At 64.9% G+C, this 20,440-nt stretch carries 16 protein-coding genes; 5 read left to right on the top strand and 11 right to left on the bottom strand.

What is annotated here, in order from left to right:
- Positions 1–59: 59 nt before the first annotated feature.
- A complete protein-coding gene (locus tag B0G83_RS15670) occupies positions 60–551 on the bottom strand; it encodes a response regulator (RefSeq protein ID WP_105508303.1) in 492 nt (163 codons plus the stop codon).
- A gap of 55 nt (positions 552–606) precedes the next feature.
- Positions 607–2,217, bottom strand: a complete 1,611-nt coding sequence (locus B0G83_RS15675; protein WP_105508304.1) for an ATP-binding protein — start codon at positions 2,215–2,217, stop codon at positions 607–609.
- A 357-nt stretch (positions 2,218–2,574) separates the two neighbouring features.
- Between B0G83_RS15675 and B0G83_RS15680 the strand changes: the two genes are divergently transcribed.
- Positions 2,575–3,069: a hypothetical protein gene (locus B0G83_RS15680; protein ID WP_105508305.1), complete on the top strand. Its 495-nt coding sequence runs from the start codon at positions 2,575–2,577 to the stop codon at positions 3,067–3,069.
- 275 nt (positions 3,070–3,344) lie between these two features.
- Here B0G83_RS15680 and B0G83_RS15690 read toward each other — a convergent pair whose 3' ends face one another.
- Positions 3,345–5,822 (bottom strand): AsmA family protein, encoded by a 2,478-nt coding sequence (locus B0G83_RS15690; protein ID WP_105508307.1) that lies wholly within the window; start codon positions 5,820–5,822, stop codon positions 3,345–3,347.
- A 235-nt stretch (positions 5,823–6,057) separates the two neighbouring features.
- Here B0G83_RS15690 and B0G83_RS15695 point away from each other — a divergent pair, with 235 nt between their 5' ends.
- Together B0G83_RS15695 and fetB are read left to right on the top strand one after the other, a co-directional pair.
- Complete coding sequence (locus B0G83_RS15695) at positions 6,058–6,816, top strand: ATP-binding cassette domain-containing protein (RefSeq protein ID WP_105508308.1); 759 nt, start codon at positions 6,058–6,060, stop codon at positions 6,814–6,816.
- Positions 6,813–7,619 carry an ABC transporter permease gene (gene fetB, locus B0G83_RS15700; RefSeq protein WP_105508309.1) on the top strand — a complete coding sequence of 269 codons (807 nt, stop codon included), beginning with the start codon at positions 6,813–6,815 and terminating at the stop codon, positions 7,617–7,619. Before B0G83_RS15695 ends, fetB begins: the two co-directional genes overlap by 4 nt.
- A 25-nt stretch (positions 7,620–7,644) precedes the next feature.
- On the opposite strand, the gene B0G83_RS15705 is transcribed toward fetB, so the two are convergent.
- Both B0G83_RS15705 and B0G83_RS15710 read right to left on the bottom strand, forming a co-directional pair.
- A complete protein-coding gene (locus B0G83_RS15705; protein ID WP_105508310.1) occupies positions 7,645–8,208 on the bottom strand; it encodes a DUF6013 family protein in 564 nt (187 codons plus the stop codon).
- Between the two features lie 314 nt (positions 8,209–8,522).
- Positions 8,523–9,539 (bottom strand): zinc-binding alcohol dehydrogenase family protein, encoded by a 1,017-nt coding sequence (locus B0G83_RS15710; protein ID WP_105508311.1) that lies wholly within the window; start codon positions 9,537–9,539, stop codon positions 8,523–8,525.
- A 154-nt stretch (positions 9,540–9,693) separates the two neighbouring features.
- Between B0G83_RS15710 and B0G83_RS15715 the strand changes: the two genes are divergently transcribed.
- Positions 9,694–10,653: a LysR family transcriptional regulator gene (locus B0G83_RS15715; protein ID WP_105508312.1), complete on the top strand. Its 960-nt coding sequence runs from the start codon at positions 9,694–9,696 to the stop codon at positions 10,651–10,653.
- A gap of 53 nt (positions 10,654–10,706) precedes the next feature.
- Here the strand turns inward: B0G83_RS15715 and B0G83_RS15720 are convergent, their stop codons facing one another.
- The 4 genes from B0G83_RS15720 to B0G83_RS15735 all read right to left on the bottom strand — a co-directional run bounded on the left by B0G83_RS15720 (position 10,707) and on the right by B0G83_RS15735 (position 16,766).
- Positions 10,707–11,024: a hypothetical protein gene (locus B0G83_RS15720; protein ID WP_105508313.1), complete on the bottom strand. Its 318-nt coding sequence runs from the start codon at positions 11,022–11,024 to the stop codon at positions 10,707–10,709.
- 45 nt (positions 11,025–11,069) lie between these two features.
- On the bottom strand, positions 11,070–13,997 hold the full coding sequence (gene ligD / locus B0G83_RS15725; protein ID WP_105508529.1) for a DNA ligase D: 2,928 nt from the start codon (positions 13,995–13,997) through the stop codon (positions 11,070–11,072).
- Positions 13,998–14,053: 56 nt separating this feature from the next.
- Positions 14,054–15,139 carry a Ku protein gene (locus tag B0G83_RS15730; RefSeq protein WP_105508314.1) on the bottom strand — a complete coding sequence of 362 codons (1,086 nt, stop codon included), beginning with the start codon at positions 15,137–15,139 and terminating at the stop codon, positions 14,054–14,056.
- 373 nt (positions 15,140–15,512) lie between these two features.
- Positions 15,513–16,766, bottom strand: a complete 1,254-nt coding sequence (locus B0G83_RS15735; RefSeq protein WP_105508315.1) for a cytochrome P450 — start codon at positions 16,764–16,766, stop codon at positions 15,513–15,515.
- 301 nt (positions 16,767–17,067) lie between these two features.
- On the opposite strand from B0G83_RS15735, the gene serB reads away from it, so the two are divergent.
- The gene (gene serB, locus B0G83_RS15740; protein WP_105508316.1) at positions 17,068–17,907 is read left to right on the top strand and encodes a phosphoserine phosphatase SerB; all 840 of its coding nucleotides are present in this window, start codon (positions 17,068–17,070) and stop codon (positions 17,905–17,907) included.
- Positions 17,908–18,386: 479 nt separating this feature from the next.
- Here the strand turns inward: serB and B0G83_RS15745 are convergent, their stop codons facing one another.
- Both B0G83_RS15745 and B0G83_RS15750 read right to left on the bottom strand, forming a co-directional pair.
- Positions 18,387–19,571, bottom strand: coding sequence for a cystathionine beta-lyase (locus B0G83_RS15745; protein WP_105508317.1), 1,185 nt, complete (start codon positions 19,569–19,571; stop codon positions 18,387–18,389).
- 164 nt (positions 19,572–19,735) lie between these two features.
- Positions 19,736–20,434, bottom strand: a complete 699-nt coding sequence (locus B0G83_RS15750) for a hypothetical protein (RefSeq protein ID WP_105508318.1) — start codon at positions 20,432–20,434, stop codon at positions 19,736–19,738.
- Positions 20,435–20,440: the final 6 nt, after the last annotated feature.

Raw genomic sequence — 20,440 nt, forward strand, 5'->3', positions numbered from 1 at the left:
AGGTTGCCATGCACGGCTTTCGGCCAGCTTCATGGGCGCGGTGCTCGACGGCAGCGGCCTTACGGCGCCGCAAGGCGATGGCCCGACGGCAGCTTCACCACTTGCAGGAAAAACCCGAGCCGGCGTACCGCTTCGATAAACGCATCGTATTCGACCGGCTTGGTGATATAGACGTTGCAACCGAGCTCATAGCAGCGTGCAATCTCGCGCGGGTCGTCGGTGGTGGTCAGCACAATCACCGGCACTGCGGCCGTCTGCGGCGAGTCTTTCAGACGACGCAGCACTTCGAAGCCGTCCACGCGCGGCATTTTCAGATCGAGCAGCACGACGAAGTTCGTCAGATCCTCGCGCGACAGGATCGCCGTGGCGGGATTCGCGTCGGGGTCGACGGCCGGCGCCGGGCCGAAGAAATAGTCGAGCGCCTGCTGGCCGTCGCGAAAGCGCACGAAGCCGTTTGAAATGCCGGCCCGGCGCAGATTGCGCTCCACCAGCGTGGCATGACCGTCGTCGTCTTCGATCAGCACGATGCTGACCGTTTCCCCGTGACTCATAGGCTCTCCGTACAAACAGGTCGCTGATGCATACCGCTTCTGAATTGTTCTGTTTTCAATTCCGCGTGGGCTGCTCCGGCAACACCACGAAAAAGGTCGACCCGGCGCCTTCCGCCGACTCGACCCACACGCGCCCGCCATGCCGCTCGACCGTGCGCCGTACCACCGCGAGGCCGATGCCGTCGCCGTTCGCGACGTCGCCGTGCAGACGCTGGAACGCACGGAATACCTTCGACATATAAGCCGCCGGAATGCCGAGCCCATTGTCGCGCACGTAATAGGTGCGTGTACGCACGGCGCGCGGCTCCGACTCGTCGACCGGATCGGGCTCCAGCGCGCCGACCTCGATGCGCCCAAGGCGCGCCGGGTCGAGATAGTTCAGCGCGTTGCCGATCAGATTGCCGAAGACCTGTTCGATCGCGCCCGGGTCGCCCCATGCGGGCGGCAACTCACGCACCGTGACCACCGCCGACTGCTGCGCGATCGCGCCCTGCAGCGCGTCGACTACCCGGCCCACCACCCGCCCGACGCTCACCCGCTGCCACTGGTATTCCAGCCGGCCGGCGCGCGAGATGCGCAACAGCGCGTCGATGATCGCGGCGGCACGCGTCACCGCGGTGCGCAGATACTGCAAGGACTCGCGCACGTCGCCGTCGAGAATATGCGTCATGCGTCGATGCTCACCCTGCGGCAAACCGGCAGCGTCGACGATGCTGTCAAGTTCGTCGCACGAAACCTGCAGTTCCTTCGAAAAACCTTGCAGGTTCACCAACGGCGAGCGCAAATCGTGCGACACGCTGTAGATGAACATTTCATTATCTTGCGTCTCCTGACGCAGTTCCTCGTTGACACTCGCCAACTCCCGCGCGCGCGCTTCGAGCCGCGTTTTCAGCGTGGCCTGGTCGGCTTCCGCCGCGCGCAGACGGGCGCCGGTCTGATGCAGCACCGCGTCGAGCGCGGCGATTTCGTCGTTGCCCGACAGCGGCGGCGCCAGCGTGCGGCCGTTGCCTAGCCGTTCGGCGTTATCGGTCAGCACTTCCAGCCGCCGGCCGATGCTGCGCGCGAACACCACGGCGGTGGCGGCCCAGATCAGCATCGAGCCGAGCACCGCGGCGATCAGCGCATATTGCTGACGTTCGCGCCGCCGTGTGAGTGCCGCCGCGCGCTCGGCGTCGAGCCGCGACGCCTCGTCGGCGAACGCCGCCAGTTCGTCGCGAAACAGCGCGATCTGCTGCGGCAGCGGCTCGGTTTCGAGCGCGGTGAAGGTGGCCGGACTGCGCCCCGCGTGCAGCGCCTGCGAAATCGCCACGGTCTGCGCGCGATAAGCCTCGATCGCGCGCTGCATCTTGTGAACCCGCTCGACCTGCTGCGGCGTATCGGCCACCAGCGTATCGAGATTCGACAGCCGGTCGCCGAGATCGACCCACACCGTATGACGGTCGATAAACGACGGATCGCCGACGGCCATGCCCGTGCGAACCCGCGCGGCCTGACGCAGCAGCGGGTCGACGATCGCCGACGACTGATAAAGAATCTGCTTGCTGTTGGAGACCCACTGCGCGGCCTGCGCTGTCTGCTCCTGGGTATCGAAGACGACGCCAAGAAGCGCCAGCTCGACCACGCTCGGCACGGCAATCAGCAGCAGACCCTTGGTGAATAATTTCATGTTCGCCCGAAGGTCGAAGGGTCGGTCAGGCCGCGGCGGCTCACGAAGACCGGTCGCGTCTCGCGGTGCAGCTGGACGGGCCATTATCGACGTGAATCCGAGATATTTCAACGTAGCGGCAAGATGCGCTGGCCCACACAAAAGTGACTTTTTTATTGATGCGAGTTGTTTATTCCGCGCGTCGTGCGTCTATCATGGAGGCAGTTGTGATGGGAAGGGAAAGCGCGCGGCGAGGCGGTTCGGCATGATTCGTGCGGGAGGCGGTGGGGTCGGCGTTGGCGTCGAATCACCGTGAATCCGGCCTTGTCGTATGCTATAAAAGATCGACGTGCGGCGCGCGAAGCCGGGAGTGGTCGCATGAGGACGCTGCGTTTCTTGCAATTCTTTTTCAGGCGAATTTTTATGTCCTTCCCGAAAAAGCGTAGGCGCGCGAAGGTGGACGGCGATGAGTCGTTCCTCGCGGTACTACGGCATTTCAAGCCGTTCGGTCAGCTCGACACCAAGATTGCTCGCGCTCGCGCGCAAGACGAGCCGGTGCTTTATGCACACGTGCTGCCCGGCCTCGACGTGCTCTTATGCAGTGTCCGCGGTGCGCAACCGCCCTATCCCGCGGCGGCCGAGTTACGGCGGCGCTGCATCGAATCTATTACCAACGCGTTGGAACAGCCGCTCGACGGACTCGAAAACGGCGGCTACTGGTATGAAGCGGATGGCTTCGGCTTTCTGGTCTTCGCCAGCCGGGCGCGCGGCAAGATCCTGACGGAGTTCGGCGCCACGCGCGTCGGCGGTGCCCGTCGCGGGGTCCGTCGGCAGGACGCGGCGGGAGATGCCGCGCCGAGATCGCTGCGCTAGGCGCGTCCCCGGTCGAAACATTCAAGCACTCAATCTCTGACAACGCCGCTGGTTTCATCAGGCGGCGTTGCCTTTTCTCGCGCGCCCCGATTGATTCGGCCTTGCCCGGTAACACCGTCGCGTATGTGCGCGGCGTATCGGCCTTGGCTCGGTATCGAGCATGGGATCCGCGTGGTCGTGCATCGGCGGTAAGCTGATCAGCCACAGGAAGACCAGCGACAAGCCGCCGCCCACGCTCCAGCTCAACCAGTCCGCCGGGAATAGCGTCATCATTATCAGCTCCCCTTGTACTCGGCGGCGCTGGCCGGCGACATCGTGGTGGGCTTGCGGTTCGACGCGGGTGCCGCAGCCGGCGACGCGGCGCCTGCCGACGACTTATTGACCGGCGCGCCATCCAGTGAAATGGCGGCCTTCGGCTGCTGCTTGACGCCCGGCGGCGGCGCGGTCGGCGCCTGGCGGACCTGGGCCAGCAGTTGCGCGCACGGCAGCGGCTTGTTGTTGCTCGGTGCCAGCAGCGGAATCAACGCGGCGAACGGATTGATCAGCCCGAGCCCCACCGCGGCCCCGCCGCGCAGCGCCAGCGCCGCGGCATTCACGCCGACGTGCGGATCCTTGAAGGTGCCCTTCACGTACAGCGGCGAGCGCAGCGAGAACACCCGGAAGCCCTTGGTATGCGGATGAACGCCCAGATCCATGGTCTCGTCGCGCAGATTCACGTTACCGTCGATGTTGATCACCGCGTCGTCGGTATCGAGCGCGAACACGCGCGAATCGAGCACGCCGTTGGTCGCCACGAAATCGGCGGCCGCGCAGTTGATTTTCACGTCGCGATTGCCGAACAGCTTTTCGTAGACCACGTTCGCCACGTTCAGGCCCGCCGCTTCCATGATCAGGCGGCTCACGGTGCCGTCGGTCACGAGCGCCTTCACCTCCCCGTTCGAGGTCGCCGCCAACGCCGCCGGCGAATTGCCGGTCGCGGTCAGGGCGGCGTCGCCGTTGATTTCGCCGAGTGCGTTTTGCATCGTCTTGAAGTTCGGGAACAGTTGCTTGAGCTTCAGATGCCGCGCCGACGTCGCGAAGCGCCCCTTCAGCGGCGTCGTGCTGCCGTCCAGATGAATGTCCGAGGCGAGCGAGCCGCCGGCCACGCCGAACTTCAGCGGTTCCAGCGACAGCACGCCGTCCTGCATTACCACGTGCGCGTAGAGGTCCGTGATCGGCAGATCCGCATTCTTGACGATGCGCCGGCCAGTGAACTTCACGTCGGCGTCGATCGCTTTCCAGCGGTCGGTGCGGAATTCCTCGACCGGCAGCACCTTGCTGGACGGCTGGGCGGTCGCGTCGCCGCGCTTGGCCTTGCTCGCGTTCGAGTCGGCGCCGATCACGGGCGCCAGATCGGAGAATTGCAGCAGATGCGACACCAGTTCGCCCTGCAACAGCGGACGCGGTTCACGAGCGGTATAGGTCAGCGAGCCGTTCAGATCGCTGCCGCCCACCCGACCTGTAAAATTTTCATACTTGAACACGTTGCCGGTGGACTTGAACTGACCGACCAGGCGGCCTTCCGTTGCGTAAGGCGGGGTGTCGGGCAAGGTCACGCCCGTCAGCGAATAGAGCCGGGCCATGCTGTTGCCTTGCAGCCAGAGACGTAGATCGACCGCCGCCAGATGCGCCGGATCGGTGATCGTGCCGACCAGGCCGACGTGCAGATCGCCCGCCTTGACGTCGGCCTGCACCGGGAACGGCCGGTCCGCGTCCTGCAGGGCCAGCACGCCGCCCACCTTGCCGCTGCCGGACACTGGCGTCTTGTTGTAAGTGCCTTTGATAGTCCAGCCGATTGCGTACGGTGGAATCTCGCGCTTCGCTGCAGTGCTTGCGTTGGCTTCACTGCCGGCCGCCGCGCCCGAAACCGACGTGGCCACGCTTGCGCCCTCGCTCGCGCCTCCAGCGACCAGCGCACCCGAAGCGCCCGTGGCCGGCGTGACCCCCGACGCATTGATATCCGTCGCCGACGCGCCCGATGCAGCCGCCGCAGACGCCGCAGCAGCCTCCGACGCCGCCTGCGCATTCGCTTGCGCAGTCAGCTTGCTGGCCCCCGAACGGCCGATCGCCTCGGCCGACGACTTGCGCGACGCCTCTTCCTGCTGCTTCATCGCTTCGCCGATCGGGATCGGTTGGCCGAGCGTATCGATCGCCATCTGCAGGTCGACTTTTTTCTGCTGATCGGACAACGCGATGTTGCCCTTCGCGAACGCGATGTCGTGCAGGTCGAGTTTCCATTCGGACGGCCCGCTCGATGACGCCAGCTTGAACGTCCAGTTATTGCGCCCATCGAGCACACGTTCGAGATCGACCGACGGATTCACGAGGTTGATCGACGGAATCACGATGTCGTGCGCCAGCAGCGGCAGCACCTTGACCTGAAAGTCGATCTCGTCGAGCGTGGCGAACTGCGGCTGTTTTGTCCAGTCGGGGTTGCCGATCGTGATGTTGGCCGCCGAAAAGCGTGGCCAGGGCACCCAGGCACGCCAGCCGGTTTCGCCGACCGGATGCCGCCAGCCGACCTTCAGATCGCCGTTGATCGCGAACGGCCGGCCAATCGCCTGCGTGACCTTGTCGTCGATGTAAGGCCGGGCGCGATTCCAGTCGAAGGTCAGGATGAAGATCACCAGCGCGGCGATCAGGATCACGATGACAGCGAGTATCCATGCAATGATTTTTCCGACCCGTCGCCCGACTGTGCTCGACCCTGCCATTGAAAAGCTCCGCTTGATTTGCACATTGCGTATCCGGCAGCACGTATCGTGCCCGATTGCGGCCGATTGCAGCCATTGGGGAGGGGTGTGCGGCCTGCGGCTCGTGTGGCTTTATCATGCCGCATGGCCCGGCCGCGGACCGGCAACGATGACCCAAGCTTGACGGCCATCATGACCGGATCGCGGCGGCTTTCGGAACACCCCCTCCCCAGCCGAACCACTCCGTACCCCATTCATGACCGACGTTCCCTTTGTCCTCGCCGACGGCATGGCCCGCCGCGACGCGCAGCGCGGCCAGATGCTGTTGCAGCCGACCCGCTTCGCCCTGTATGCGGGCGAGCGCGTCGCGATCACCGGGCCGTCCGGCTCGGGCAAGAGCGTGTTCCTGCGCGCGCTCGCGCTGCTCGATCCGCTCGATGCCGGACGCATCATGTGGCATGACGCACCGGTGGAACGTGCGGTGATTCCGCGTTACCGACGTAACGTCGCCTATATTCGTCAGCGGCCCGCGCTGCTCGACGGCAGTGTCGAAGACAATCTGCGCTATCCGTTCGAGCTGCGCGCCTATCGCGACGTGCGCTTCGATCGCGCGCGGGCGGCGAGCCTCGCGGTTCAGGCGGGCCGCGGCGACGACTTTCTCGACAAGCGCGCGAGCGAGCTATCCGGCGGCGAAGCGCAGATCGCCGCGCTGATCCGCGTGCTGCAACTCGCGCCCGAGGTGCTGCTGCTCGACGAGCCCACCGCCTCGCTCGACCCGGAGTCGTCGCATGCGATCGAAGGGCTGGTGCGCGCGTGGTTCGACGCCGAGCCGGGACGTCATGCGTCGATCTGGGTGTCGCACGATCCGGCGCAAGCCGCGCGCATGAGCGAGCGCCATCTGACCATGCGCGCCGGCGTGCTCGACGCAGGCATGCACACCGCGCAAACCGATCCGATACGCTCCGCGGCGCCGCTGCCTCAGGCCTCGCAAGACCACCAGGAGCTTGGCCAATGACGCTGCAAAACCTGAGTCTCTGGGACGTCGCGATCGCCGCGCTGCTGATCGTGGTGAATGGCGTAGTGTCGGTGGCGCTGAAGCTCGATCTCGAGCGCCAGCTTGCCTGGGCGGCGCTGCGCACCGTCGTGCAGTTGCTCGCGATCGGTTACGTGCTCGGCTGGGTGTTCCGTTACGACCACTGGTTCGTGGTGCTGCCGCTGATGATCGTGATGACGCTGATCGCCGGTTTCGCGGGCGCGCAGCGCGGCAGCCGCACGTATACCGGACAGCGCGCGGACAGCGTGCTGTCGATCTGGCTCAGTTCGTGGCTGGTGGGCGCGGTCGGGCTGTTCGTGGTGATCCGGATTCACCCGTGGTACGAACCGCAATATGCGATTCCGATCCTCGGCATGATTCTCGGCAATACGCTCACCGGCGTGTCGCTCGGCATTGAACGGATGACCGAGGAATTGACCGCGCGGCGCGACCGCGTGGACATGGCGCTCGCGCTCGGCGCGACGCGCTGGGAAGCCGCTCAGGCGCCGGCGCGCCAGGCGGTGCGGGCGGGCATGATGCCGACGCTGAACCAGATGGCCGTGGTCGGCGTGGTGAGTCTGCCCGGCATGATGACCGGGCAAGTGCTGGCCGGTCAGTCGCCGTTGCAGGCCGTGCGCTATCAGATCGTGATCATGTTTCTGATCGCGGCGGCGTCGGCTTTGGGAACCGTGGGCGCGGTGCTGCTGACGTACCGTCGATTGTTTTCGGCGGAGCACCGGTTTCTGTCGGCGCGGCTGGTCGAGCGGGCGGCGGCGCGGCGCTGAGGTGGCGCGCCGCCTCACTCGTTCCTCAACGCTTCGCGCTGACCGCCACTTCCGTGCCGTCGTTCAGCGTCAGCGTTTTGGTGCTGCCGTTGACCGGCATCGTGAAACGCAGAATCTGACTGACCGTCACGTCGTTTGGACACTTGAGCGTTTTGCCGCCGTTCGTCACCGTCTTGATGCCGTGCGGCGTCTGTGCCTGGAAGCTCAGCTGCACGCTCGCGGTGCCGTCGGCGGCGACTACCGGCGCGAAGCGGATCTGCGTCTGACGGATCATTGCGCCGTTGGTATCGACCGGTAGCGACGCGTAGTTCGGGCAGGCATCCGTCGCCGCCACCGGGCCGCCCGGCGGCACGGTTTTCCACGTGAAGTCGTCCGATTCGCCGGAGCGGATCGTGCGGGTTTCCTGGGAATTGCCGAACTGTTTCGACGTGACGCGCACCGTGTAACGGATCGGGCCGTCGAGCGCGGATTGGGAGGTCACCGTGATCGGCGTGGCCGCATGCGCCGCCGGCACGAGCAGGCCGGGCGCGAACGCGCAAGCGAGAGAAGCGACAACGGACACGGCGGAGAGTTTGAAGCTGGAGCTCATACTGTCACCTCGTTGTTGTGCCGCTGCGTGCCTGATTCGGCGAGACCACCTGGGCACCGCCCGGTGCAATCCGAGCGGTGTGCCGGCGGGGCGGGCCGCGCCAGCCGGGTCGCGAGACACGCAACTGTTTTCGCGTGATGCGCCACCAGTCTAACGCCTCGCGACGCCGCGCGCGCTGCGCGGAGATCGGGTGTTAACCCGCTTGCGGCGAAGCGTTTTCTGCGCGTGTCACGCGCAACCAGCGACGGCCGGCGCGCATGGCTGCGGCGCCGGCCTGGTGCCGTCAAGGCACGTTCAACCGTCGACGATGCGCTTCAGAAACCCGTCAACACCAGTTTGCCGATCGCCCGCCCTGCTTCGAGCCGTTGATGCGCACGGCGCAGGTTCGCGGCATTGATCTTGCCGAGGTCCTCGCCGACGGTGGTCCGCAACGCGCCCGAATCGACCAGACGCGCCACCTCGGTCAGCAACTTGTGCTGTTCGATCATGTCGGGCGTGCCGAACATCGAGCGGGTGAACATGAATTCCCAGTGGAACGCCGCGCTCTTCGCCTTCAGCAATTCAACCGGCAAGGGTTTGCTGTTCTCGACGATCGTGCAGATGCCGCCTTGCGGTTTGAGCACTTCCGCCGCCGCCGGAAAATTCTTGTCGGTGTCGTTGAACATCAGCACGTAGTCGACCTGATCGATGCCGAGCTTTTTCAGTTGCGCGGGAATGTCGCCGAAATGATCGACGATGTGATCCGCGCCCAACTCCGTCGCCCATTGCGCCGATTCGGGACGCGATGCGGTGGCGATGACCGTCAGCTTCGCCAACTGTTTGGCGAGTTGAATGCCAATCGAGCCGACCCCGCCCGCGCCGCCGAAAATCAGCACCGTGCGGCCTTCGTCCGCGCCTTGCGGCGAGACGCCGAGGCGGTCGAACAGTGCTTCCCACGCGGTGATCGCCGTCAATGGCAGCGCGGCCGCGTGCGAGAAATCGAGCGATGCCGGCTTGTGTCCGACGATCCGCTCGTCCACCAGATGAAACTCGCTATTCGCGCCCGGCCGCGTGATGCTGCCCGCATAGAACACCGGATCGCCGATCTTGAACAGCGTGACCTCCGGGCCGACCGCGACGACCGTGCCGGCCGCGTCCCAACCAAGAATGCGCGGTTCTTTTTCGACGTTGTCTTTCGGTGCGCGCACCTTGGTGTCGACCGGATTGACCGAAATGGCTTCGACCTTGACCAGCAGGTCGCGGCCGGTAGCTTCGGGCTTCGGAATATCGACGTCGACCAGGGCTTCGGCGTTGTCGATCGGCAGATAACGGTAGAGACCAACGGCTTTCATACAGACTCCTGTTCGTTCGGATGAGAGGAAGGATCGGCGGCGTTGCGTCGTTGCGTCGCGCCATGTCGTCGATCCCATGAACGTCATCGTACGGCGATTCTTATTCTCGCAAAACCGGCATAATCTCTGAAACATCTTTTTGATTTTCAGAATAATGGCGTCTGTCAACCCGCTGCCCCGATCTTCATCCGCCGAACGCGAGCGGCTCGACCTGCTCGACGTCGCGTTGTTCGTGCGCGCCGCGCTGCTCGCCAACGTGTCGGCGGCGGGCCGCGAGTTCGGCCTGTCGGCGGCGGTGGCCAGTTCGCGGATTGCGCAACTGGAAAAGCTGCTCGGCGCCCGCTTGCTGCATCGGACCACCCGCCGCATCAGCCTCACGCAGGACGGTGAAGTCTTCATGACGCGCGCCGAGGCGCTGCTCGATGCCGCGGCGGCCGCGCGCGCTGCCGTCGGCCGCGGACAGGCGGAGCCGCAAGGCCGGCTGCGGGTGTCGATGCCGTCGTCGTTCGGGAGACAGCATGTGTCGCCGGCGATCAGCGAATTCCTGCGCCGTCATCCTGGCGTCAGCGTGGACTTGCGGCTGACCGATCAACTGGTCGATCTGGTGGACGCCGGTATCGACGTGGCGATCCGGATCGGCGTACTGAAGGATTCGTCGCTGGTGGCCCGGCGTCTTGCGGTGAACCGCCGGGTGCTGTGCGCTTCGCCGCGCTATCTCGCGGAGCGCGGCACGCCGCGTCATCCGTCGGATCTGACGCAGCACGAATGCATGATCCTGTCGGACCAGCGCGACTGGGGTTTCGTGACGCCCAGCGGAACGCTCGACGTGCGCGTGAGCGGACGCCTCGTGACGGACAACGGCGAAGTGATCCGCGACGCCTTGCTCGCGGGCTTCGGCATCGCACTCAAATCGACATGGGACGTGGCGCCCTATCTGCGTCGCGGCGAACTGGTCAGCGTGCTCGACACTTATCCGCTCGCGGAGCAGGTGGCGATCTGGGCCGTGTATCCGAGCCGCGCTTTCGTGCCGCCGAAGACGCTCGCGTTCATCGAATTTCTTGCCGGGCATTTTGGGGATCCGCCGTATTGGGATGCGGCGGATGCGCGAGGTTGATGAGCGCGCCGGCGCGGTCGGCGGGCGGCAATGGCGTCCGACGGTCGGCCCCGTCAATGCTTGCCGCTGCCGCCGGTGCCTTTACTTTTGCTTTGACCTTTGCCGTCGGAATTGACGTCGGTGTGCGCGTCGTTCTGGGTCTTCTGCTGATACTCGTCGCCGCCGCGACGGTCGGTGTCCGTCAGCCCGCGCTCCAGATCGCGATGCGCCTGCTTGCCGACATGGCGCGGACCGCCCTCATGTTGCGACTCCGGCTGCTGATCGGTTTCGTGCGGCAAGGGCGCGGACGCCTCCTGCATCGAACGGGGCTGCTTGCCGGCGTGAGAATCGGCCTTCTTGTCGCCGTCCGACGATTGCGGTGTGGTCTTCATGGTTGACTCCTGGTTGATCGAACGAGGTGATGGGCGGGATGGCCGCTAACGCGCACCCTCCAGCCGTTTTTTCATGGACGCGGTGAGACGCTGACGCGTCTTCGCGTAGTCGGTCCACGGATCGCGCTTGAGATCCGCCAGACGCTCGTGCAGATTCTCGATGGTCCATTGATCGCCGGCCGTGGTCGAGGCAACTTCATCCCACGACAGCGGCACGGACACCCCCAACCCAGGACGCGCGCGCGCCGAAAAGGCGGCCACCGTGCTGGAGCCGCGGTTGTTGCGCAGATAGTCGACGAAGATTTTCCCTTTGCGATTTCGTGCGCCCATCTTCGCGCTGAAATGCGTGGGCAGCGTGGCCGCCATGTGCTGCGCGACGGCTTGCGAGAAGCCCTTCACGTCGTCCCAGCCGGCCTGCTTCGCGAGCGGCACGACCACATGCAAGCCTTTGCCGCCGCTCGTCTTGCAGAACGACGCGAGGCCGAGTTCCTCGAGTAACGACCGGGTCAGTTGCGCGGCCTCGATCATGCGTTGCCAGTCGAGCGATGTGTCCGGGTCGAGATCGAACACCATCCGGTCGGGCTTCTCGATGTTCGACACGACGGCATTCCACGTGTGAAACTCGACCGTGCCCATTTGCGCTGCGCCGATCAGCGCCTTGAGCGTGTCGACAGTGATCAGCGGCGGATGACCGGGGTCGAGGCCGGGATGTTGCTCGACGTTCGGAATCGACAGTTTCTGGCTGTGCTTCTGAAAAAACAGCTCGCCGCCGATGTCCTCCGGCGCCCGTACCAGCGAGACCGGCCGGTCTTTCAGATGCGGCAGCATCCAGTCGGCGACGGATTCGTAGTAGCGCACGAGGTCGATCTTGCGCGCGCCGCTGCTGTTGTCGATGATGCGGTCGGGGTGTGAGATGCGAACGTTGGCGACTTCCGCGGGGGAAGCGGCGGATTTGACGGGCCTGGCGGTGGCGGCTTTGGTCGCGGTTTTCGTTGCTGCGGTTTTCGTTGCTGCGGTTTTCGTTGCTGCGGTTTTCGTTGCTGCGGTTTTCGTTGCTGCGGTTTTCGTTGCAGCCGTCTTCGTCGCAGCACGCTTTTTCGGCGCAGCCTCCGACACGGTATCGGTTTGCTCTTGCACGTCGGCTCCTCGACGGGGGGCTTCCTTGACGATCTGGCGCGCCGGTTTGTCGTTGCGCAAACTCACGAACGACGCCTGTCGCACGATGCCATCGCCGGTCCACTCGGCGAAGTTGCACTCGGCGACGAGCACCGGCTCGACCCAATGCACCGCCGTGCGGCTGCGCTCGCGCGGCGCCGCGGCGAACGGCATGCGTTGCGTCTCGTGAGGGTCGAGTTGCTTCTTGAGCGAGCGCAGCAGCGCGGCATCGAAACCGGTGCCGACGCGTCCCGCGTAGCGCAATTGACCGTGGCCGTCGTAGACACCGAGCAACAGCGCGCCGAACGCCGCGCGACTGCCGGCCGGCTCCGAATAGCCGCCGATTACGAACTCCTGACGCCGCCGGCACTTCAGCTTGATCCACGACGACGAGCGCCCCGCCAGATAACCGCTGTCGCGCCGCTTGCCGATGATGCCTTCCAGCGCCATATCGCAGGCGCTTTTCAGCAGGTCGTCGGCGCTGACCTCGAAGTTATTCGAAAAGCGCAGCACACTGTCGTCGAGCTCCTCCAGCAGCGCGCTCAGGATCGCCCGGCGCTGTTCGAGCGGCACGTCGCGCAAGTCGTAGCCGTTCAGAAAAGGCAGATCGAACAGATAGACGACGATGTCCTGAGGGCGATTCGCGTCGAAGGCGTTTTGCAGCGCCTGAAAGCTCGGCACGCCGCGTTCGTCGAGCACGACCGCTTCGCCGTCGAGCCACGCGCTGTTCACGCCGAGTCGTTCGAACGCCTTGACCTGCTTGCTGAATTTCGCGGTCCAGTCGTTGCCGGCGCGGGTGAATACCTGGATCTTGCCGGCTTTGGCGGTGGAGTCGATACGGGTCAGGATGCGATAACCGTCGAACTTGATTTCGTACGACCATCCTTCGCCCTGCGGCGCGCTGTCGATGAGCGTTGCCAGTTGCGGCTTGAGCGCTGCGGGCAAGCGGGCTTTGACGGCACCTTCTATCGACGGCGATTGGGCAAGCTCACGCAGCGACTGGGCGGTACGCGTGGCGACGATGTCGGGACGGTTGCTACGGTCATTTTTAGCGGGGCGAGCGTGCGAACGGCTGGCGCCGCTTTTTTCGGCGTATCTGGCGGAGCCGTTGCCGGCGCTTTTGCCGGAATTGTCGTCGAGGCCGAGACCCTTGCCCGCACCATCCCGCTTCGCCGTGGCGCGGCTTCGTGACACCGCCTTCGCTCCCTCACCTACTGAAGAAACAACTTCGCCGAGCACACTCCCCGGCTGCGCCGTCAGCACGTCGTACTCGCTTGCCTCGCGCGCTTCGTCGTCGCGCTCCTTGATGAGCAGCCACTGCTCCTTGTCGCCGCTACCGCGCATGTGGCTGCGCACCAGCGTCCAGCCGCCATGCAGCTTATCGCCATCGAGTCTGAATTTGAGCTTGCCCGCCTCATAGGATCGAAGCGCCTCCTTCGCGCCGCCGAGCGGCTCCCACGTGCCACGATCCCAAACGATCACGGTCCCCGCACCATAGTTGCCGGGCGGAATCTCCCCTTCGAACGACCCGTACTCGACCGGGTGGTCCTCGACATGCACCGCGAGCCGCTTCACCGACGGGTCGAGACTCGGCCCTTTCGGCACCGCCCACGACAGCAGCGTGCCATTCAGTTCGAGGCGGAAATCGTAATGCAGGCGCCGCGCATGATGCTCCTGAATCACGTACGACAGCGCTTGATCTGCCTTGCGCGCGGCACGTTTTCCGGCGGTTCTCTTGCGACCGGCACGCGCGCCCGCAGGCTCCGGCGTTTCGTCGAAACGCCGCTTGCGGGTGTAGAGATCGAGTCGGTCTGTCATGGCGATGACGTCGTCGCGGTTGGAAGAATAGGCGCGAGTGAGGCCGGCCGTTGCCGTCAAGCGGCCGCGCGGCGTTTGCGCGCAGCCGATGCGGAGGTGGCGGTCGACGACGCGGTCTTCGACGTCTTCGCCGACTTTGATGTCGCACGACTTGCGCCGCCCGCACTACCGGTCCGACTACGCGCCGCACTCGTCGCGCTCTTCGCGCTCTTAGTTGCTGCCGCCCCACGCGTCGCGCGAGGTTTCTTGCGGGCCGGGGCGCTCACTTCGGCATCCGCATCGTCGTCCGCGTCGTCATCTTCATCGTCCGCGGCACGCCGGCGGCCGCCCGTCGGCGGCTTGCCCTTGCCGCGCCCCAGACTGCGTTTGAGCAGGTCGGACAGATCGAGAATATCGGCCGATCGACGCGACTCGCGCGGCGTTTCGACTTCCGTGATTTCCTCGGTCTTTCCCGCGCGGATCTTGCGATCGACGAGCGCCATGATGTCGTCGTGGAACGTGTCGTGATAGTTCGACGGATCCCATGCGTCGCTCATGTCCTCGATCAGCTTTTTCGCCATATCGAGTTCGCGCGTACTCACGCCGGCGGCTTTCATGCCGTCGGCCGGCAGCTTGAATTCGTCGAAGTCGCGCACCTCGGCGGCCCAGCGCAGCGTGTTGAGCGCCAGCACGGGCCCCACGGGAATCAGCGCGGCGAGATGCTGCTTGTTATGCAGCACGACGTTCGCCACGCCGATCTTGCCGGTCGCCTTCATCGCTTCGCGCAGCAGCGCGTAGACCTTTTCCCCTTTGCGGTCCGGCGTCAGGAAGTAAGGCGTGTCGAGATAGAGGAACGAGATGGCCGGCGCGTCGACGAAGGCGAGAATATCGACCGTCTGCGTCGATTCGGGATTCGCCGAGCGAATCTCGTCGTCCGACAGCACGACATACTTGTCCTTCTCGTACTCGAAGCCGCGCACGATGTTCTCGCGCGTCACGTCTTTGCCGGTGCGCTTATTGATCTGCTTGTAGCCGATCGGGTCGATCGTGCGTTTGTCCAGCAGATTGAAACCGACTTTCTCCGACTGCGTCGCCGGATATAACTGCACCGGCACGTGGACGAGGCCGAAGCTGATTGCGCCCTTCCAGATCATGTGTGCCATCGCCCGCTCCGTTGGCCCGAGAGCCTAGGTGAAGCAGGCGGCGTGCCACGGGGTGGCGCGGCATCCCGGCCCATGGAGTGGCGGCGCGGCGCGGCCTGCGTCGAGGTCCGAGCTGTAAGTCTTGCGTCAGACAGGCAAAAGCTACGGCTACGGTGGCTGGCCCTACGCTATGCGTCTTCTGCCGCCGGAGCTGCGAGGCCGGTCGCCGAGCTGCGGGGAGGCCGGCCGCTGAGCTGCGAAGCCGGTCACCGCATGACGACGCCGGCTGCGGCACTACGAAGCCGGCCGCTGCAATATGAAGCCGGCCACTGCATTACGACGCCGGCCACTGCACTATGAAGCCGGCCGCCGCACTACGACGCCGGCCGCCGCACTACGAAGCCGGCCGCTGCGGCGCCTCAAGCGTCACCGGCACCGCGGCAAAGCCTCGAAACCGCACGCGCCCGCCGCGCGTCGGCTCACCGTCCAGCCGATAGTCTGGAAAACGCTGCACAAAACGGCCGATCGCAATCCGCGCCTCCAGCCGCGCGAGCGACAACCCCGCGCACTGATGGATGCCGAAACCGAACGCGAGGTGCCGGTTCGGTGCGCGACGAATATCGAACCGGTCCGGCTCCGCGAATTGCTCGGGATCGCGATTGGCCGCGCCGATGCACAACGTAACCGGCGTGCCGCGCGCGACCGCGACGCCGCCGATCTCGGTGTCGACCGTCGCCATCCGGTTGCCCAACTGGTTCGAACTTTCGAAGCGCAAACACTCTTCGACTGCGGACTCGATCAGCGACGGCTCCGCTAATAAAGCGTTGCGCGCCTCGGGCCAGTCGGTGAGTGTGACGAGGCCATTGCCGATCAGATTGGTGGTGGTCTCATGCCCGGCGTTCAGAATGAAAATGCAGTTCTGCAACAACTCCATCTCCGACAATTGCTCGCCGCCCTCCTCGCCTTGAATCAGACGCGTCAGCACGTCGTGCTGCGGGTCGCCCGGCTCGCGCCGCCGCCGCGCGACCAGATCGCGCAAATACGCGACGAATTCGTTCACCGCGCGATTACCCCGCTCGAGTTGCGCGTCGGTCAGCGACGGTTCGAGCGCGCCGAGTATCGCGAGCGACCAGTCGCGCAACGGCTCGCGTTCGGCGTGCGGCACGTCGAGCAGGTTGCCGATAATCTCGACCGGAATCGCGGAGGCGAATTCGCCGATCAGATCGATGCGCCCGCGCTCAGCCGCCGCGTCGAGCAGACCATCGACGAGACGCACAAGCCCCGGCTCCATCGCGGCGATCGCACGCGCGGTCAACGCCCCCGCGATCAGTTTGCGCACACGCGTATGACGCGGCGGATCGTTGAAAACCAGGCTCGTTGTGTGATGCGCGTAGAGCGGCGAGTCGCCGTACTTCGGCCTGAATTCGATGGTTTTGTCGGAGCTGAACGTTTTCGGATCGCGATAGACCGCCTGAACGTCGCGAAACCTTGTCAGAAACAAGGAGCCGTCGGGCATGCGTCGGATCGGTTCGTGTGTGCGTAACGCGTGGTAGACCGGATAGGGGTCGGCGTAGAACGCGGGGTTCAGATGACGCAGATCGAAGTCGCGCGCGACGGTGGAGGGATCGCTGGCAATCGCCGGGGGCATGCGTTGTCTCCGAGAGGGGTTGCGCCTCATGGGTTTGTGTCGTTGCGCTTCGTGCGGCGCGTGGCGCGGGTGGCGCTTGCGTAGCCGCGGCGGCATTAATGGCTGCAACGATGAAAGAGGCGTCGTTCGATGCGCCAGTATGAACCGGGCGCTTCAGGATTGCACGGCGGATGCCTGGCGCCTCTCCGCTCGCGCCCGCGCCCGTCGGTGCTCCCCCGGACGCTCGCCGGCGACCCGTTACAATAGCGGGATTTTCCGCGCGCGCTGCGTCCCCGTCCTCTTCTGCGTCTCTGCGTCGTCCATGAACCTCGTCATTCAAAGCCCCGCTGCTCTTTCCGTCGACCATCACAAAACGCTGATCGCGCTGGCGCGTGGCTCGCATGCCAGCCAGATCGACGCGAACGCGCTTCGCATTGCCGGCGCCAACGTCGACCAGCGCGCCGATCTCGATGTCTATTGCGCGACCCATCGGCTGGATTACGCGTTTGTCGAACCCGGCCGCGAGTTGGCCGACTTCGGATTGGTTGCGATGGACATGGATTCGACGCTGATCACGATCGAGTGCATCGACGAGATCGCCGATTTCTGCGGCCTCAAGGCTGAAGTCGCCGCGATCACCGAAGCGTCGATGCGCGGTGAAATCAAGGACTTCAATGAGAGCCTGACCCGCCGCGTCGCCCTGCTGCAGGGTCTGGACGCCAGCGCGCTTGAACGCGTTTACGAAGAACGGCTGCAACTCTCGCCGGGCGCGGAACAGATGCTGGCGGGCGCCAAGGCCGCCGGATTGAAAACGCTGCTGGTGTCGGGCGGCTTCACGTTCTTCACCGAAAAACTGAAGCAGCGCTTGGGTCTGGATTTCATCCGCGCGAACACGCTCGAGATCGTGGATGGCAAGCTGACCGGCAAGGTGATCGGCGAGATCGTCAACGCTGACGTCAAAGCACGCACGCTGCGCGAGATCTGCACCCAGTTGAGTATCAAGCCGACTCAGGCGATTGCCATGGGCGACGGCTCGAACGATCTGAAGATGATGGCCGAAGCCGGATTGTCCGTGGCATTCCGCGCTAAGCCGGTAGTGCGCGAAGCGGCTAGCGTAGCGTTCAACTACGTGGGATTGGATGGCCTGTTGCGGCTGTTCTGATGCATGAATGCTGGCGGATTCTTGCGAAATTCCGCCAGCCGGGACTCTGGCGACTTGCGTTGACCGGGTGGCTTATCTAGTTAGGAGATCGATAAGACATGTCGCGCACGTGAGTAGACCGGTGACACCCGCGAAGGTGCCGACCTGCACCACAAAGCGTTCGACGTTTTCGCTGGATTCGAAATAAGCGGCTATTGCCTTCATACGGACCTCGTTGAAAACCGCAGTCTAAATGACCTCCTATCTGAAAAAACCCATAACGGATAGGCGTGAACGACGGCAAACAAAATAGCGGCGAAAGCGACCAGGAAAATCGATGTGCCGATCGTAGCGGCGCCGCGGCGCGCTGAACATTCGGCCGGATGGTCAGGTTAACTGGCTATCCTGACAAACAAAAAAGCCCACCGGGAGCCTGTCCCGATGGGCTTGACCGTCCTTCAGAAATTCAGCGAACGGTTCGATGGATACGGTTCAGGGGTTCAGGCCAAGGCCGCCAGACACTGCTCGATATCCGCGCGCAGATCCGCCGCTTCCTCAAGACCGATGTAGAAGCGCACCAGGGTACCGCGATGCGGCCATTCCCCGGCGGTACGCATCGACGCGACGTCGTACGGCATCACGAGGCTCTGCGCGCCGCCCCAGCTCCAGCCGATCGAAAAGAGTTCGAGCGACTCGCAGAACGTATCGATCTGCGCCGCGCCGTAGCGACCGTCGAACACGACCGAAAACAGGCCGCCCGCACCCGTGAAGTCGCGCTTGAAAAACTCGTGACCGGGGCAATCGGCTATCGCCGGGTGCAACACGGCAGCGATTTCAGGCCGCGTCTTCAGCCAGGTGGCGAGTTCGAGCGCCGCCCGGTCATGCTGCGCGAAGCGCAGTTGCATGCTCGGCAGGCTGCGCAGAATCAGCGAGCAGTCGTCCGACGACACGCCGATACCCATGCGCATGCGCGCCGCCTTCAGCTTCAGATGCAGTTCGCGATCGACGGTAATCGTCGCGCCCATCAGCACGTCGCCGCCGCCCGACTGGTATTTGGTCAGCGCCTGCACCGAAATGTCGACGCCGTGGTCGAACGGCCGGAAGCCGAGTCCGGCCGACCACGTGTTGTCGATCGCCGTGACGACGTTGCGCGCTCGCGCGACCGCCGTGATCGCCGGCACGTCGGCCACTTCCATGGTCACCGAACCGGGCGCTTCGAGCCAGATCAGCCGTGTGTTCGGCTGGATCAGATCGGCGATGCCCGCGCCGATCAGCGGATCGTAATAGCGCACCGTGACGCCGAAATCGCGCGCCAGCCAATCGCCATGATCGCGGTTCGGCGAATAGACGTTGTCGGGAATCAGCACGTCGTCGCCCGACTTGATGAGGCCGAAATACACATTCGAAATCGACGACAACCCGGACGGCTGCAGCAGCGCGTGATTGCCCCCTTCGATGGCGGCCAGCCGCTGCGCCAGTACCAGCGAAGTCGGCGTGGCGTGCAGGCCGTAGCGCCATTGCGCGTCGTTTTTCCAGTCGAGCGCGCGCATGGTGGCGAGATCGGGGAACACGACCGTCGACGCGCGCGTGACCGGCATCGAAAACGACTCGAAGCCCGGCGTGAGCTGGTCCTCGGCACGCACGATACGAGTTTGCAGAGCACGTTTGAATTTGGATTGGGTCATGGTGAGATTCGGTGAAAGACAGACGGAAACGAAGAGTACGCGGTTTCAGGACAGCGACCGCAGCGGCCGCGGCCGGTGCGGTGTCGTCTCGTGCGCGGACTCGTGCACGCCTACGCGTACGGACGCGCTCACGCGCGGACGTCGAGGCCCGCGCGTGAGCGGATTCATTCGCCGGTTTGCAGATTGCTGACGCCGCCCACGGCGTGGCCGCCGTGGGCGGGCGCGGAACCCGGCGCACCCACCGCACCCACCGCGCCGGCCGTGGACGCCTGCGGCGCGGCGACAGCCTGATTCGCACCGACCGCCGCAGTCGCCGAGGCCGGTGCGCCGGGACGCGGCACTGCCTGTCCCGCCGCCAGCGGCTTCAGATCGAACGGCTGTGGGTCGGAATCGTCGACGTTCATACGATCGCCCGCCACCGAGCCGTCCGCCGCGAACTTGCCGACCCAGTTGCCGGTGATATGCGTGCCGTCGTTCGATTCCTCGACTTCGAGCGTGTCGCCGTCGTGGTCGCCGGCGATCAGGATCACCTCGCCGGTGTCCGTGAATTGATACTCGCCATGCACGCCGGACGGATCGTCGGTTTTCGCGCCGAGTCGCAGCACGATCTGACGCGCGCCCAACATGCCGGCATAGCGCGGGAATTTCGCGAACTCTGGGCTCGGCTTGAGCGGCAACTGGATTGCCGGAGGCGCCGCCAGTTCCTTCACTGCGTCGCTTTCCGCCCAGGCCTGCGTGGGCATCCACGCCCCCGCGCCGGCCCACAGCAACACGGCAACACGCATCACGGCCCAACCGCGCCGCCACGTTGCCGCGTGCTTTGTTCCGTGCTTTGCTGCGTTGTTCGCGTTCAATTCCTGCATCAATGC

The sequence above is a fragment of the Paraburkholderia sp. BL21I4N1 genome, assembly GCF_002973525.1.
GTDB lineage: Bacteria > Pseudomonadota > Gammaproteobacteria > Burkholderiales > Burkholderiaceae > Paraburkholderia.